The sequence below is a fragment of the Bradyrhizobium sp. SZCCHNR1098 genome, from assembly GCF_032489375.1.
Taxonomy (GTDB): Bacteria; Pseudomonadota; Alphaproteobacteria; order Rhizobiales; family Xanthobacteraceae; genus Bradyrhizobium.
This window is the reverse complement of the sequence record NZ_JAUEXY010000002.1, coordinates 699,232-713,852: the sequence shown is the minus strand read 5'-3', so window position 1 is coordinate 713,852 and position 14,621 is coordinate 699,232. Positions and strand designations below refer to the sequence as shown.

14 protein-coding genes are annotated in these 14,621 nt (G+C 65.7%); 2 read left to right on the top strand and 12 right to left on the bottom strand.

The features are described 5' to 3' along the window. The 9 genes from QX135_RS07530 to QX135_RS07490 all read right to left on the bottom strand — a co-directional run bounded on the left by QX135_RS07530 (position 1) and on the right by QX135_RS07490 (position 8,290). Positions 1–864, bottom strand: coding sequence for a class III extradiol dioxygenase subunit beta (locus QX135_RS07530; protein ID WP_315773073.1), 864 nt, complete (start codon positions 862–864; stop codon positions 1–3). Continuing rightward, positions 865–1,254 (bottom strand): protocatechuate 4,5-dioxygenase subunit alpha, encoded by a 390-nt coding sequence (ligA, locus tag QX135_RS07525; RefSeq protein WP_315773072.1) that lies wholly within the window; start codon positions 1,252–1,254, stop codon positions 865–867. It abuts the gene before it with no gap. A gap of 12 nt (positions 1,255–1,266) precedes the next feature. Beyond that, positions 1,267–2,181, bottom strand: a complete 915-nt coding sequence (locus QX135_RS07520) for an amidohydrolase family protein (RefSeq protein ID WP_315776332.1) — start codon at positions 2,179–2,181, stop codon at positions 1,267–1,269. An 8-nt stretch (positions 2,182–2,189) separates the two neighbouring features. Then, on the bottom strand, positions 2,190–3,128 hold the full coding sequence (locus QX135_RS07515) for an NAD(P)-dependent oxidoreductase (protein ID WP_315776331.1): 939 nt from the start codon (positions 3,126–3,128) through the stop codon (positions 2,190–2,192). A 6-nt stretch (positions 3,129–3,134) separates the two neighbouring features. After that, entirely contained in the window at positions 3,135–3,830 is a 696-nt protein-coding gene (ligK, locus tag QX135_RS07510) for a 4-carboxy-4-hydroxy-2-oxoadipate aldolase/oxaloacetate decarboxylase (protein ID WP_315741189.1), read from the bottom strand. 15 nt (positions 3,831–3,845) lie between these two features. After that, complete coding sequence (locus QX135_RS07505) at positions 3,846–4,871, bottom strand: amidohydrolase family protein (RefSeq protein WP_315798912.1); 1,026 nt, start codon at positions 4,869–4,871, stop codon at positions 3,846–3,848. A 42-nt stretch (positions 4,872–4,913) separates the two neighbouring features. Next, on the bottom strand, positions 4,914–6,290 hold the full coding sequence (locus QX135_RS07500) for an MFS transporter (RefSeq protein WP_316176744.1): 1,377 nt from the start codon (positions 6,288–6,290) through the stop codon (positions 4,914–4,916). Positions 6,291–6,730: 440 nt separating this feature from the next. Next, on the bottom strand, positions 6,731–7,630 hold the full coding sequence (locus tag QX135_RS07495) for a LysR substrate-binding domain-containing protein (protein ID WP_315773063.1): 900 nt from the start codon (positions 7,628–7,630) through the stop codon (positions 6,731–6,733). A 246-nt stretch (positions 7,631–7,876) separates the two neighbouring features. Further along, a complete protein-coding gene (locus QX135_RS07490; protein ID WP_315773092.1) occupies positions 7,877–8,290 on the bottom strand; it encodes a TspO/MBR family protein in 414 nt (137 codons plus the stop codon). 262 nt (positions 8,291–8,552) lie between these two features. Between QX135_RS07490 and QX135_RS07485 the strand changes: the two genes are divergently transcribed. Together QX135_RS07485 and QX135_RS07480 are read left to right on the top strand one after the other, a co-directional pair. Further along, complete coding sequence (locus QX135_RS07485; protein WP_315773062.1) at positions 8,553–9,512, top strand: MoxR family ATPase; 960 nt, start codon at positions 8,553–8,555, stop codon at positions 9,510–9,512. A gap of 5 nt (positions 9,513–9,517) precedes the next feature. Next, positions 9,518–10,885, top strand: a complete 1,368-nt coding sequence (locus tag QX135_RS07480) for a vWA domain-containing protein (RefSeq protein ID WP_315773061.1) — start codon at positions 9,518–9,520, stop codon at positions 10,883–10,885. 424 nt (positions 10,886–11,309) lie between these two features. On the opposite strand, the gene QX135_RS07475 is transcribed toward QX135_RS07480, so the two are convergent. The 3 genes from QX135_RS07475 to QX135_RS07465 all read right to left on the bottom strand — a co-directional run bounded on the left by QX135_RS07475 (position 11,310) and on the right by QX135_RS07465 (position 14,546). After that, positions 11,310–11,585 (bottom strand): hypothetical protein, encoded by a 276-nt coding sequence (locus QX135_RS07475; RefSeq protein ID WP_315741183.1) that lies wholly within the window; start codon positions 11,583–11,585, stop codon positions 11,310–11,312. 807 nt (positions 11,586–12,392) lie between these two features. Continuing rightward, complete coding sequence (locus QX135_RS07470; protein WP_315741182.1) at positions 12,393–12,839, bottom strand: RidA family protein; 447 nt, start codon at positions 12,837–12,839, stop codon at positions 12,393–12,395. A 21-nt stretch (positions 12,840–12,860) separates the two neighbouring features. Further along, positions 12,861–14,546 (bottom strand): benzoate-CoA ligase family protein, encoded by a 1,686-nt coding sequence (locus tag QX135_RS07465; protein ID WP_316176745.1) that lies wholly within the window; start codon positions 14,544–14,546, stop codon positions 12,861–12,863. Between the last annotated feature and the right edge of the window lie 75 nt (positions 14,547–14,621).

Sequence of the window (14,621 nt, the reverse complement as noted above, 5' to 3'; positions counted from 1 at the left end):
TCAGTTGTTCTCCAGGATCAGATGGCCGACGGCGGTGTTGCTGGCCGGCACATGGTAGAAGCGGTGACGCACGGTCGGCGCGTTGCCCTTCTTGGCTTCGTTGACGTCGCTCATGGCGCCGCGCGCGATCAGCCACATCACGAGCTCGATACCCTCGCTGCCGGCCTCGCGCACGTATTCGATGTGCGGCACCTTCGACAGCCCTTCCGGATCGTTGATCAGCCGGTCCAGAAAGGCGTTGTCCCACTCGCGGTTGATCAAGCCGGCGCGCGGCCCTTGCAACTGGTGGCTCATGCCGCCGGTGCCCCAGATCTGCACGTTGAGCGGCTCGTCATAGCTCTCGATCGCCTTGCGGATCGCCTTGCCCAGCATGAAGCAGCGGCGGCCCGACGGCACCGGATACTGCACGACGTTGACCGCGAACGGGATCACCGGGCACGGCCAGGCATCCACCTGGCCGAAGATCAGGCTCAGCGGCACGGTGAGGCCGTGGTCGACGTCCATCTTGTTGACGATGGTGAGGTCGAAATCGTCCTGGATCACCGACTGCGCGATGTGCGCAGCGAGCCGGGGATGGCCGATCACCTTCGGCACGGGACGCGGACCCCAGCCCTCGTCGGCCGGCTGATATTCGGCCGCAGTGCCGATCGCGAAGGTCGGGATCATCTCCAGGCTGAAGGCGGTGGCGTGGTCGTTGAAGACCAGGAACACGACGTCGGGCTTCTGCTCCTTCTCCCACTGCTTGGCGAAGTCGTAGCCGGCGAACACCGGCTTCCAATAGTCCTCGCCGGTCTTGCCAAGGTCGAGCGCGGCGCCGATTGCCGGCACGTGCGAGGTGAAGACGCTTGCGGAGATATGGGCCATTTACTTCTTCTCCCCGGTGTAGCGGTTGCCCTCGACCGAGCGGCCGCCCTTGATCATCATGTCGCGATATTGATCTTCGGTCATGCCGGTCATGCTGCCGGCCATCTGCTGAAAGCTCTTGCCGTCGGTCGCGCCGATCTTGGCGAGGAAGTAGATGTTGCCGCCGAGCGAAATGCAGCGGTTGAGGTCGCGGTCGAGCACGGCCTGCTTCTGCTCCTCGGTCATCGGCCATTCGTCGAGATAGGCGCGCTCATTGGCCTTGAAGCGGGCGCGGTTCTCCGCCTTCATCAGCGACATGCAGAACTGGTTGAGGTGATAACCCATCCGCGACATGTCCGCGTCGAAGATGGTCGTGCCGGGAACGTCGGTATAGGGTTTGTCGAGCGACATCGCTTCTCTCCTTCAGGATTCGTCCGGCCAGTAAAGCCGCATCGGATTGTCGACCAGGAGCTTGTGCTGCAGCTCCGGCGTGACAGCGATATGCGGAATGAAATCGACCAGGAGGCCGTCGTCGGGCATGTGGTCCTTCAGGTTCGGATGCGGCCAGTCGGTGCCCCACAGCACGCGATCCGGGAAGGTCTCGACGATGCGCCTGGCGAACGGCACCACGTCGCGATAAGCGTTCTGCTCGCCGTTCAGCGCCGGCGGTCCCTTGACCGAGAGACGCTCCGGGCAGCTCACCTTGGACCAGACGTTGCCGTGCTCGCGCATGAACTTCACGAACAGCTCGAACTCGGGACCATCGACCGGCTTGGTCACATCGGGACGACCCATGTGGTCGACGACGACGGTGGTCGGCAGCGAGGTGAAGAAGTCCCACAGCTCCGGCAGGTCGACGGCTTCGAAGTAGATCACGACGTGCCAGCCGAGCTTGTTGATGCGGTTGGCGATCTCGATGAGCTCATCCTTGGGCGTGAAGTCGACCAGGCGCTTGACGAAGTTGAAGCGGACGCCGCGCACGCCGGCGTCGTGCATCGCCTGCAGCTCGGCGTCGCTGACGCTGCGCTTCACCGTGGCGACGCCGCGGGCCTTGCCGTTGGAATGCACGAGCGCATCGACCATGGCGCGGTTGTCGGCGCCGTGGCAGGTCGCCTGCACCACGACGTTGCGCGCGAAGCCGAGATGGTCGCGCAGCGCATAGAGCTGCTGCTTGGAGGCGTCGCAGGGCGTATATTTGCGCTCGGGCGCATAGGGGAATTCGGCCCCGGGGCCGAACACGTGGCAATGCGCATCGACGCTGCCGGCCGGCACCTTGAAGCGCGGCTTCGACGGACCGTCGTACCAGTCGAGCCATCCCGGGGTCTTCTGGAACTCCATGAGGTTCCCTACTCCTTGGACTTGATCTTGTTGAGAATGCGATCGGCCTCGGTCCGCCAGTCCGGGCTGCGCGCGAAGTCCTTGGCTCCGCGGGTGCCGAACAGGCCGCCATCGGCGAGATCGGCGACCCAGGCCTGGCGCTCGGCCGTGCCTTCCGCTGACCACGGCGTCAGGCCGATGTCGCGCACGGTCTCGGCGACCTCCCTTACCTCCTCGGCGCGGCGGCGGCCATGCTCGATCACGCGCTGAAAGAAATAGGCGCCCTGCTTCTCCCAGTCGATGCCGGGGAACGTCTCCTGCAGCGAAGCCAGCACCGCATCCTCGACGCCATAGGCGCGCGCGGTGGTGAAGCTCTCGATCACCATCGCCTCGAGACCCTTGATCATGATGCTGCGGCACATCTTGGTCGCCGAGGCCACGCCGAGCTTGTCGCTGGCGAACTTCGCGGCGAAGCCGAGATCGTTGAGCAGCGGCGCCAGTTCGCGCGCGCCGGAGCCGCCGAGCAGCAGCGGCACCTTGATGCGATAGGGCGGCACCGACGTCATGACCGCGCCTTCGACATAGCGTCCACCGGCGCCGTCGATCAGCGCGGCGGCGCGCTGCTTGGCGCCGGGCGAGGCCGAGTTGAAGTCGAGGAACCAGGCGCCTGGCTTGATCGTGGCAGCACAGGCCTGCGCCACCGCCACGTCTTGGCTCGCGGTGACCGCGGAGACGATGAAGTCGGCCTGCGCTGCCAATTCGGCATGCGAGGCTGCGAGCGTCACGCCGATTTCAGCGGCGTGGCTGCGCATCGCGTCGCCCCTAGCGTCAGCCAACTTCACGTCGAAGGCGCAGACGCGCACGCCGTCCTTGCGCAGATCCTCGGCGAGGATCTTGCCGACCTCGCCGTAGCCGATCAGCCCGACATGCCATCGGTTAGAAGGACTTGGGTTGGACGCCACGGTCATTGCTGCTCAATCGATATATTTGAGCCCGGCCTTCGCCAGCGGCTCGCGCATCTTGTACATGTCGAGTCCGAGCACGCCGGACGCCAGCTTCTCGCGCTTGTCGGCCTCGTTGGCCTCGCGCGCGGCGGCGGCGTCCGCGGCCTGATGCGCGACTGCGGCCGGCACGACGACGATGCCGTCGACGTCGGCGACGATCACGTCGCCCGGATTGACCGCCGCACCGGCGCAGACGATCGGGATGTTCACCGAGCCGAGCGTAGCCTTGACCGTTCCCCGTGCGGAAATCGCGCGCGAGAACACCGGAAACTGCATCTCGGTGAGATCAGCGACGTCGCGGACGCCGCCGTCGATCACGAGGCCCTGGGCGCCGCGGGCGCGAAAACTGGTGGCCAGGAGATCGCCGAAGAAGCCGTCGGTGTTCTCGACCGTGCAGGCGGCGACGACAACGTCGCCGGGCTGGATTTGCTCGGCGGCGACATGCAGCATCCAGTTGTCGCCGGGCTGCAGCAGCACGGTCACGGCCGTGCCGCACATCTTCGCGGTCGGATAGATCGGACGCATATAGCACTGCATCAGGCCGACCCGGCCCATCGCCTCGTGGATGGTGGCGACGCCGAATTTCGACAGCTTCTCCACCGCGGCCTTGTCGGCGCGGGTGATGCTCTTCTTGACGATGCCGAGATTGTTCATGGGGGTGCTCATCTCGCTGGTCCTAAATCACTTGCCTTGGGCCTTCAACGCGGCGTCGAGCCGCGGGAACACGCGCCGGGCGTTGCCTTCGTAGATCTGGTGGCGCTGCTCGGGCGTCAGCTTGGCGGCCTCGATGTAGCGCTTGGTGTCGTCGTAATAGAAGCCGGTCTCCGGATCGATGCCGCGGACGGCGCCGATCATCTCCGACGCGAACAGGATGTTGTCGATCGGAATCACGCCGGTCAGCAGGTCGATGCCCGGCTGATGATAGACGCAGGTGTCGAAGAAGATGTTGTTGAGGAGATGATCCTTCAACAGCGGCTTCTTCAGCTCCTGGGCGAGGCCGCGGAACCGGCCCCAGTGATACGGCACCGCGCCGCCGCCATGCGGGATCAGGAACTTCAAGGTCGGGAAATCCTTGAACAGGTCAGACGTGAGACACTGCATGAACGCCGTGGTGTCGGCGTTGAGGTAGTGCGCGCCCGTGGTGTGGAAGCAGGCGTTGCAGCTGGTCGAGACGTGGATCATCGCGGGGATGTCGAGCTCGACCATCTTCTCGTAGATCGGATACCAGTGCCGATCCGACAGCGGCGGCGAGGTCCAGTGGCCCCCGGACGGGTCCGGGTTCAAATTGATGCCGACGAAGCCGTACTCCTTGATGCATTTCTCGAGCTCGGGAATGCAGGTCTTCGGATCGACGCCCGGCGACTGCGGCAGCATGGCGACGCCGATGAAATGGTCCGGGAACAGCTTGCTGACGCGATAGCACAGCTCGTTGCAGATCGCGGCCCAGGTCGAGGACACCTGGAAGTCGCCGATGTGGTGGGCCATGAAGCTCGCGCGCGGCGAGAACACGGTGAGATCGCTGCCGCGCTCCTTCATCTTCTTGAGCTGGTTGCTCTCGATGCTCTCGCGCAGCTCGTCATCGCTGATCGAGAGCTCGGAGGCCTTCGGCATCACCGAGGGATCCTTGATGCCCGCGATTTGCCGGTTGCGCCACTCTTCGAGCGCCTTCGGGGCCGTCGTGTAATGGCCGTGCACGTCGATGATCACGTCAGTCTCTCCCTCAAGCTTCTCTGTCTTCCGGGGCGCCGCTCAATGCGCAATCACAGGGCTGCCGACACCCTTGCCGCTGGCGCGGCCGCCGGGTCCCACGGCCTGCTTTACCACAAGGGCGAGCGCCGCGATCAAGCCGGGAACTGCGATCACGGTGAAAATCTCGCTGAAGGTCAGGTGGCGCGCGGTCAGCTCGGCGACCAGGAAGGAGCCGGCAATACCGCCGAAGCGGCCGATGCCCATCATCCAGGCCACGCCGGTGGCCCGACCCTGGGTCGGATAGAACGCGGCGGCCAGCGCCGGCAGCGACGACTGGGCCGTGTTCATGACGACGCCGGCGACGAACACGATCACCACCAGCAAGCCGATGTTACCGACCGCCTGGCCGATCAGGAAGATCGTCACCGCGGTCAGGGCGTAGCCGACCGCGACGATGCGGTTGGCGTTGAAGCGGTCCATCAGCAGGCCAAAGAACACCGCGCCGACGCCGCCGAGCGGGAACAGCGCCGAGATCAGGGTCGCGGTCTGCGGGTTGAGCCCGACATCCTTGAACAGGACCGGCATCCAGTTGATCAGCGAGTAGAAGATCACGAGCCCCATGAAATAGGTGACCCACAGCATCACCGAGCCGACGCGCAGCACCGGCGACAGCACCATGCCGATGCCGGTGGCGTTGACGCGCCGGGTGGTCTCGGCATGCTCCGGCTCGAGCATCACGAACTGGGCGACGTCCGATGCCTTGGCCGAGATCTTGCGCATGACCTTGCGCACGCGCTCGACGGAGGCGCCGCGCGACAGCAAATAGTGCACGGACTCCGGCAGGATCGCGATCAGCAGCACGGTCAGCACCAGCGGCGTCACGCCGCCGAGCACCAGCACGCTGCGCCAGCCCCATTGCGGGATCATCCAGGCGGCCAGGAAGCCGCCGCAGGCCGCGCCCAGCGGGAAGCCGCAGAACATCAAATTGGTCATGGTGGCGCGCAGCCGGCCCGGACAATACTCGCTGAGCAGGGTCACGGCGTTCGGCATGGCGGCGCCGAGGCCGATGCCGGTGACGCAGCGGAGCACGGTGAGCTCGGTCAGGTTGGTCGCGAAGGCCGAGGCGAGACAGGCAACGCCGAAGATCAGCACCGAGCCGACCAGCACCAGCTTGCGGCCGAGACGGTCAGCCACGGGACCGGCGAACAGCGCGCCGGCGGCAAGCCCGAACAGCGCAGCGCTCAGCACCGGGCCGAGCGCCGATTTTTCGATGCCCCATTCCTTCAAGAGCGACGGCGCGATGAACCCTATCGCCGCGGTGTCGAAGCCGTCGAGCAGCACGATGACGAAGCCGAGCGCGAAGATCAGCCATTGGAAGGCGGAGAACTTGTGATCGTCGAGAAAGGCCTGGACGTCGACGCGGCCGGTCGTTTGCATCGTTTCTGCTTTCCTTGGGGGGCTGTTCTTGCTCGTTCGCCGAGGTCCGCAAGGAGCGCGCGTCCGTGCGCGATCAGCCCTGCGCCTGCGGCGGCTTGACGAGATATGTGACCGGGCGCGACAGGGCGCGCCAGCGCCGGGCTGCGTCTATCAGCTATTCCAAAACGGCATAAGATATCAGGTGAGCCATGCTGATTTTAGAACGGGTCTCAACGGGTCTGGGCTGCGGACTGCGCATCACGTAGACGCCCCGGGCTCCACCCGCCCCTGGGAGGGTCGGCTCACTTGAGCGCAGCGCAAGTGAGCCGGGGTGGGGTGATCTCTCCAGATGCTCCGGCGCCCGTGGCTTCACCCCACCCCCGCTCACCCGCTTCGCAGGCGACCGACCCTCCCCCTCCAGGGGAGGGTGGCACCCGCCGAGCCGAAACGGATTGCTGCAGTCAGCGCGGCAGTTTCCTGATCAGGGCCGTCGCCAGCTTCATCGTGTGCTGGGCCAGCGGGGTCGGCCGCTTGTGCGCTGATGTCACCAGGCACAGCACGCTGGTCGGCGCCGGCTCGGTCAGCGGACGGATCGCGAGCTCGCTCGCGCGCCCGGACGCGGCGACGCCGCTCGGGGTCAGCACGGCGTGGCCGTAGCCGGCGCAGACGAGGTCGATGATCGAGGGCACGCTCGACACTTCCCAGGCGATGTCGAGCTTGATCCCGGCGAGCGCGGCTTGCGTCTCCAGCAGACGCCGCATCGCATGCACCCGCTCCGGCATGATCAGCTGATAGCGCGACAGCTCGGCCATCGGCAGCGGCGCGGTGACGCGGCGCTTGCCCTTCGGCGCGTGGCTCACCAGCGCCAAGGGCTCCTGCAGCACCGGCGTAATTTCGATGCCGGCCTGGGCCTCGGGATTGTAGACCATGCCGACATCGATACGCCCCGTGGTCACCCACTCCACCACATGCGTCGACAGGCCTTCGACCACGGCGAGCCGCGCCGCCGGAAACTCCTTGCGGAAGCGGTCGATCAGCGGCAGCGTCAATTGCCGCGCGATGCTCGGCGGCAGGCCGATGGTGACGCGGCCGACCGGCGCGTCGCGGCTGGCGCCGAGATCCTCGCGCGCATGCGCCACCAATTGCAGCACGCCGACGCTATGGTCGAGCAGCCGCTTGCCGGCTTCCGTCAGCGCCACGCCGCGGCCATTGCGCGCGAACAGCTGCTGCTTCAGCTCGGATTCCAGCGCCCGCACCTGCCGCGACAGCGCCGGCTGCGCCACGTCGAGCACGCTTGCCGCCTTGCTGAACGAGCCGAGCTCGGCGACCTGCACGAAATATTCGAGCTGCTTGAGGTTCATGGCTGGAGGCCTCGAACATCATGCCTCAGTATGCACAGCCGGCTGCCCCACCCCCAACTGTCGCCCCTACGAAAGCAGGGACCCATAACCACCGGGGCCCTCTGTCGAGAAAGAAAGATGACGCAGAGCCGTTTCCAACAATCGGCCATCCGCGGTATGGGTCCCGGCGTTCGCCGGGACGACGGCGGAGGATGCCGCGGCAGCCTGGCCAATCGTCCTAAGCTTCGCCCCATCAGCCGCCTCATCTCAGTTCAGCACGTTCACCGAAAAATTCAGCGCGGACGCAAACGCGACCCAGCAGGCATAGGGCACGAACAGCAGCGCCGCGATCCGGTCCTCGCGCCATTGCATCACGATGAAGGTCACGATCAGCACGAACATGCTGGCGATGATCGCGAACGCGACCCACATCAGATGCGCGGTGAAGAACACCGGCGACCACGCGAAGTTCAGGACCAATTGGCCCCACCACACCTGCATCACCGCACCGCTGCCGACGCGCTCATACGTCCGCCAGCCGGCGATCGCGATCATGATGTAGAGCACGGTCCAGGCGATCGGAAACAGCCAGCCCGGCGGGGTGAACCAGGGCTTGTTGAGCGAGCCGTACCAGGCGCCGGGCATGTTGGAGGCGCCGATGATCCAGCCGCCTCCGACCACGAGAACCAAGAGGACGAGGAGATGCAGGATGGATCGGTTCATATTCCGCTCGGCGTGATTTTCGGGGTCCGTCGATCCGGGACAGGCAGCCATGCTGCCCTGCCGACGCGCCCGCACTGGACAAGGATGGGCCGGGCGCGTAGCCAGGACATAACACAAAGCCAGCAAATGTCAGGGGTTTCGCCTGACGGGCATCGCAGGGACCGGACCGCCGATCACGTCAGCTCCAGGTCCGACTGCCCAAGGAAACGGAGTTCGATCAGTGGCTGATTCCCCGGCCCCCTCTTCAGCCATCGCCTCGATCGCGGCCGTCGAAGCCGGCCTCGCCGCCCAGGGCTATATCGCCAGCCGCCAGATCGCCACCGCCGTCTACCTGTCGCAGGCGATCGACAAGCCGATCCTGGTCGAGGGCCCGGCCGGCGTCGGCAAGACCGAGCTCGCCAAGGCCATCGCCGCTTGGCGCGGCCTCAAGATGATCCGGCTGCAATGCTACGAGGGGCTCGACGAGGCCAAGGCGCTGTATGAGTGGAAATACGCCAAGCAGCTGCTCTACACCCAGATCCTGAAGGACAAGCTCGGCGAGGTGCTCGGCGGCGCGCAGACGCTGCACGCGGCGCTCGCCCAGCTGCATGATTTCGGCGACGTGTTCTTCTCCAAGGAATTCGTCGAACCCCGGCCGCTGTTGCAGGCCCTGCTCGAGCCTGATGGCTGCGTGCTCCTGATCGACGAGATCGACAAGTCCGACGCCGAGTTCGAGTCGCTGCTGCTGGAGATCCTGTCGGACTTCCAGGTCACGATCCCCGAGCTCGGCAGCATCGCCGCCGCCAAGCCGCCGACCGTGATCCTGACCTCCAACTCCGAGCGCAATCTCGGCGACGCCCTGAAGCGGCGCTGCCTGCATCTGCACATCGGCTTCCCGGAGCAGAAGCTGGAGGAGCGCATCGTCGAGAGCCGCATCCCCGGCATCTCGCAAACCCTGCGGCGGCAGCTCGTGGCTTTCATCCATGACATCCGCACGCTCGACCTGAAGAAGCAGCCGTCGGTCAGCGAGACCATCGACTGGGCGCGCGTGCTGGTGCTGCTGCAGGCCGCCGAGCTCGGCCATGAGGTGGTCAAGGACACGCTCAACGTGCTCTTGAAATACGAGTCCGACATCGAGGTGGCGCTGCCGCAGGTGACGACCTTCGTCGCCAAGGCGCAGCGCCAGAACATCTTCGGATAGGGCCCATGCAGGAGAACCTGCATCGCTTCTTTCGCGCCGCTCGCGGCGCCGGCGTGCATGTCTCGCCGGCCGAGAGCATCGACGCGATGCGGGCAGTGGCGCGCGTGGGCCTGTCCGATCGCACCGTGCTGCGCGACAGCCTGCTGCTGACCTTGGCCAAGAGCGAGGACGAGAAGAAGGCGCTCGGCGCCTGCTTCGACCTGTTCTTCGCCCATGTCGATCCGGCACAGGCAGAGACGAACGAGGGATCAGAGGAGGCGGCGCAGACCGAAGCCCAGCCAGCGCCGACGTTGGGGCAGCAGACCGGCAAAGCGAATACCGAGCTCGGCCCCCTTGCCCAGATGCTGCTCGCGCAGAGCACGGCCGAGATCTCGGCTGCGATCGCCAACGCCTCCAGCGCCGTCGGCCTTTCCGAGATCCGCTACTTCACCCAGCGCGGCCTGTTCTCCAGCCGCATGCTGGAGACGATGGGCATCCAGCGACTGCGCGACGATCTGGACGCACTGACCGAAAGCAATCCCGCGCTGGCCGAACGGCTGCAGGCCGGGCTCGATGGCCTGCGCGACACCGTGCGTGATGCCGTCGCGCAGGCGCTCGCACTGTACGGCCGCGAAGAAACCGAGAATTTGCGCCACGAGATCCTGCGCAACGCGCAGCTATCGCGCATTGAGCCGCGCCAGGTCGCGGCGATGCGGGCGCTGATCCGGCAGATCGCCCGCCGCCTGCGCGAGCGCTACAGCAAGCCGCGCAAGCGCCAGCGCCGCGGCCATCTCGACGTCCGCCGCACGCTTCGCCGTAACGCCGCCTGGGGCAGTGTGCCCTTCCTCACCGCGTGGAAGCGGCGGCATCGCGACCGCCCGAAGATCGTGGCGCTGTGCGACGTCTCCGGCTCGGTCGCGCGCGTCTCCGACTTCTTCCTGCTGCTGATCCACAGCCTGCACGACGTCGTCAGCGACGTCCGCTCGTTCGCGTTTTCCGGCCATCTGATCGAGGTCAGCGAGATCCTGGAGCAGAAATCCGCCGAGGAGGCGATGGCCGAGATCATGGACAAGGTCGGCTTCGGCTCGTCGGACTACGGCAGCTCGCTCGTCGATTTCGAGAAGCAGTTCATGGCCTCGGTCACGCCGCAGACCACCGTGATCGTGCTCGGCGACGCCCGCAGCAACAAGCTCGACCCACGCGCCGACATCCTGAAAGCCATCTCGGAGCGCGCCAAGCGCGTGGTCTGGCTCAACCCCGAAGGGCGCGTGACCTGGGGCTGGGGCGATTCCGAGATGCCGCGCTACCAGACCTTCTGCAACGTCGTCCGCCCGTGCGCGACCGCGCAGCAGCTGGAGCGCGCCGTCAGCGACATCGTGTCGGCGTATCAGTAGCCCCCGCTCGCACTCCGTCATTGCGAGCGCAGCGAAGCTGCGCGCCTCCCAATGACAACATGACGGAGCGGCGCGTCGGGGCCTTGGATATCTCTCCCATTCGGGCCCAAGGAAAGTCCCGCGGTATGGGTCCCGGCGTTCGCCGGGACGACAGCGGTGGTTGTCGCTCGACTGGGGCCGTCCTACACAGCTGTGCGCCCCACTCACAACTGTCGTCCCGGCGAACGCCGGGACCCATAACCACCGGCCGGAACGTGAGGCACAACTGGTTCTGACACCTGATGACACCGGTCCCGAGTCCACGGGGCGCGCCGACTAAAATCTATCAGCACAAGATGGTCAGCACGGCTGCTATCACACAGCATCGACAAACAGGCAATCGCGCAGGCACGCCTTTGCCCACGCTATTCAGCGGATCGCTGATCTACCGTCCCCCGGCCGCCCGCTTCAGCAACGCCGCGCGCTGCTGATCCGTAAAACTCACGCCGGACTTCTTCTCCACCACTTTCACCGCCCATGATCGCATCGGATCATCATCCACCCGCGCCGGCTCGCGCAGGATAGCGACGCCGATTTCCAGCATCTTGGCGTCGGCCTGATGTTCTATGCCGCCGCCACCAGCACTTGCCAACGCCAATGCACCGGCCGCAGCCCCGATGGCGGCAGCCAGCGCCGTCGTCACGAAGAATTTCCAGTCCAAATCTGCCCCCTGCTCTCACCCGCCACTGCGCTGCCACGCTCGAACAGGTTTTTGTCTGCGGCATGGCGATCCGGAGTCCGTCGTTCGGCGACATTCTCATCTGACGACCACATTTGTTCGTTCCACGAATGGCTCCGCACGAGATCCGTGACCTGCTATGTGACTGCCCGTCGCGTTACCATGTCGCAGCGTCACAGCCTTGTGTCGTCGGGCAAATCAGGACGATGGTTGCGCTCATCTTGCCTCGGCGAAGAGGGACGTACGCGTCGTCACGATACGTGGGGCAGGCTGCGATGGACGTGGTTGCATCATGCGCATCTCGCGCAGACGAGTGATGTAGCGGCGTACGGTGAAGTCGTGATGTCCTGATACCCCGATGCTGGTATCACGTGCGTGACAATGCCCAGCGCATTGCGCGCGCCATGGTGGCCAACAAGCCCGGTGCACCAGGGAGACCACGTATAAGCCGTCAGACCATCGCGCAGGGAAGGCCGGAATGTTCGGCCCACCTGTGGTTCCTGCCCCGTGCACTTTTTTCGCACGGGGGCCGCGGGTGTGGTGGACACCCGGCCTTCCCTGCGCCCTCGATTTCAGGAGGGCGAACGAGACCAGCACAGCTCGGACGCATCTGCGCCGCGAGAGGGCAATGTCGCACGCCGAGGTGTGGTCGAAACCGCTTCGCGGATTTTGCTTCAATTATCTCCGAGCCGAGACCGGTGGGAGGAACGCATGCGCACGGCGGAGCTCGGCTTCACAGCATTTTACGGAGATCTCCATGGTCTCGCGCCTCCCGCTCGAACGTCGCCCTCAGCGCGGCACCACCGCGGTCGCCTCGATCTCGACGCGCGCGGCCTTCTCGACCAACCGCACCACCTGCACCAGCGCCATCGCCGGATAGTGGCTGCCGAAGATCTCGCGATAGATCCTGCCGAGATCCTTCAGGTTGGCGAGATACTCGTCCATGTCGACGACGTACCAGGTCAGCCGCACCAGATGCTCCGGCCCGGCGTTGCCCTCGGCCAGGATGGCGGCAATGTTCTGCAGCGCCTGCCGCACCTGCGCCACGAAGCCCTCGGCCAGCGTCTCGTTCGCATCCCAGCCGATGACGCCGCCGGTCACGACGATCCGTCCGTCCGCGCTGATGCCGTTGGCATAGCCCTTCGGCATCGGCCAGCCGCTCGGCTGCAGGACGCGCAGGCCTTCGCCCTCCTCCTGCTTCACCACGGCGAGCGTGGGCGCTTTGGTCGTGCTCACGAACGTCTCTCCCTGTCTCTGCTACGCGCCCGTGCCCGACGATGGCCCAGCGGCGGCCTGTGCGATCGCGCGCAGGGCGAACCGCTTCAGCTTGCCGGTCTCGGTCTTGGGCAGCTGCGTCACGAACTCGATCGCGCGCGGATATTTGTACGGCGCGATCTCGCGTTTGACATGCTCCTGCAGCTCGGCCACCAGCTCCGGGGTGCCTTCCGCACCCGGCGCCAGCACGACATAGGCTTTCACGACCATGCCACGGGCCTCGTCGGGCGCACCGACCACGCCGCATTCGGCGACCGCGGGATGCGTCAGCAGCGCGGCCTCGACGTCGGTGCCGGCGATGTTGTAGCCGGACGACACGATCATATCGTCCGACCGCGACTGGTACCAGAAGTAGCCGTCCGCATCCATGACGTAGGTGTCGCCGGTGACGTTCCAGCCGTTCTGGACGTATTTGCGCTGACGCTCGTCGGCCAGATAGCGGCAGCCGGTGGGACCGCGCACCGCGAGCCGCCCCATGGTCCCCGGCGGCGCGTCGCGGCCTTCATCGTCGATGATCTTGGCCTCGTAGCCCGGCACCGGCTTGCCGGTGGCACCCGGACGGATCTCGTCCTCGACGGCGCTGATGAAGATGTGCAGCATCTCGGTCGAGCCGATGCCGTCCATCAGCTTGAGCCCCGTGGCCTTGAGCCAAGCGTCGAAGGTCGGCTTCGGCAAGGTCTCGCCGGCGGAGACGCATTTGCGCAGCGAGGAGATGTCGCGCCCCTCCAGCTTGCTCAGCATGGCGCGATAGGCGGTCGGCGCCGTGAAGCAGACGGTCGCCTTGTAGCGCTCGATCGCACCGAGCAGATCGTCTGGCGTCGTCTTCTCCAGCACGACATAGGAGGCGCCGATATGCATCGGAAACAGCACGCCACCGAAGCCGAAGGTGAAGGCGAGCGGCGCCGTGCCGATGAAGCGGTCGCCCTGATTGGCGCGCAGCACGTTGCGGGCGTAGCCGTCGCAGACCGCCAGCATGTCGCGGTGGAAATGCATCGTGCCCTTCGGATCCCCGGTGGTACCCGAGGTGAACGCGATCAGGCAGAGATCGTCGGAGGCGGTATCGACTGCGGTGAAGTCCGGGCTGGCGTCTGCGATCAGCGCCTCCAGCGCGTCGGGCTGGCCGTTGCCCCAGTACACGACCTGCTTCAGCGACGGCGCGACCGCGCGGGTCTTTTCCATCTCGTCGGCCAGCTTGCCGTCGCACAGCGCCAGCGCGATCTGCGCCTTCTGGATCGGATAGGACAGCTCCTTTGCGCGCAACAGCGGCATGGTGGCGACGACGATGCCGCCGGCCTTGATGACGGCCAGATAGGTGGCAACCATCATCGGGTTGTTGGCGGAGCGCAAGAGCACGCGGCCGCCGGGCACCAGGCCGAGCTTGCTGACGAGCACGTTGGCGATCTTGTTCACCAGGGCCTGCAGCTCGGAATAGGTGTAGCTGACCTCGGTGCTGATGATGCAGGGCGCATCGCCCCGCCCTTCCTCGACCCAGCGGTCGACGAAATGCGTCACACAGTTCAGCCGTGGCGGATAGTGGAATTCGGGCCGGCTGAACACGAAGTCGGGCCACAGCTCGCGCGGCGGCAGATTGTCCTGAGCGAAGGTGTCGACATGGGCGCTATGCGCCTTTGCGCTGTCCGGAAGTTGAGCTTTGGCGGCGGTGGCCATCACAGGCTCCTGTCTGAAAGGAAAGACGCCCGGTACGTTTCAGTCCTAAACATTTTAGACTTAAAACATCTGGAC

What these genes read in the sequence shown, in the direction of transcription:
- QX135_RS07495 (WP_315773063.1), bottom strand. Translation starts at nt 7,630, where the DNA reads ATGAACCTCAAGCAGCTCGAATATTTCGTGCAGGTCGCCGAGCTCGGC.
- ligK (WP_315741189.1), bottom strand. Translation starts at nt 3,830, where the DNA reads ATGAGCACCCCCATGAACAATCTCGGCATCGTCAAGAAGAGCATCACC.
- QX135_RS07465 (WP_316176745.1), bottom strand. Translation starts at nt 14,546, where the DNA reads ATGGCCACCGCCGCCAAAGCTCAACTTCCGGACAGCGCAAAGGCGCAT.
- QX135_RS07480 (WP_315773061.1), top strand. Translation starts at nt 9,518, where the DNA reads ATGCAGGAGAACCTGCATCGCTTCTTTCGCGCCGCTCGCGGCGCCGGC.
- QX135_RS07520 (WP_315776332.1), bottom strand. Translation starts at nt 2,181, where the DNA reads ATGGAGTTCCAGAAGACCCCGGGATGGCTCGACTGGTACGACGGTCCG.
- ligA (WP_315773072.1), bottom strand. Translation starts at nt 1,254, where the DNA reads ATGTCGCTCGACAAACCCTATACCGACGTTCCCGGCACGACCATCTTC.
- QX135_RS07500 (WP_316176744.1), bottom strand. Translation starts at nt 6,290, where the DNA reads ATGCAAACGACCGGCCGCGTCGACGTCCAGGCCTTTCTCGACGATCAC.
- QX135_RS07515 (WP_315776331.1), bottom strand. Translation starts at nt 3,128, where the DNA reads ATGACCGTGGCGTCCAACCCAAGTCCTTCTAACCGATGGCATGTCGGG.
- QX135_RS07530 (WP_315773073.1), bottom strand. Translation starts at nt 864, where the DNA reads ATGGCCCATATCTCCGCAAGCGTCTTCACCTCGCACGTGCCGGCAATC.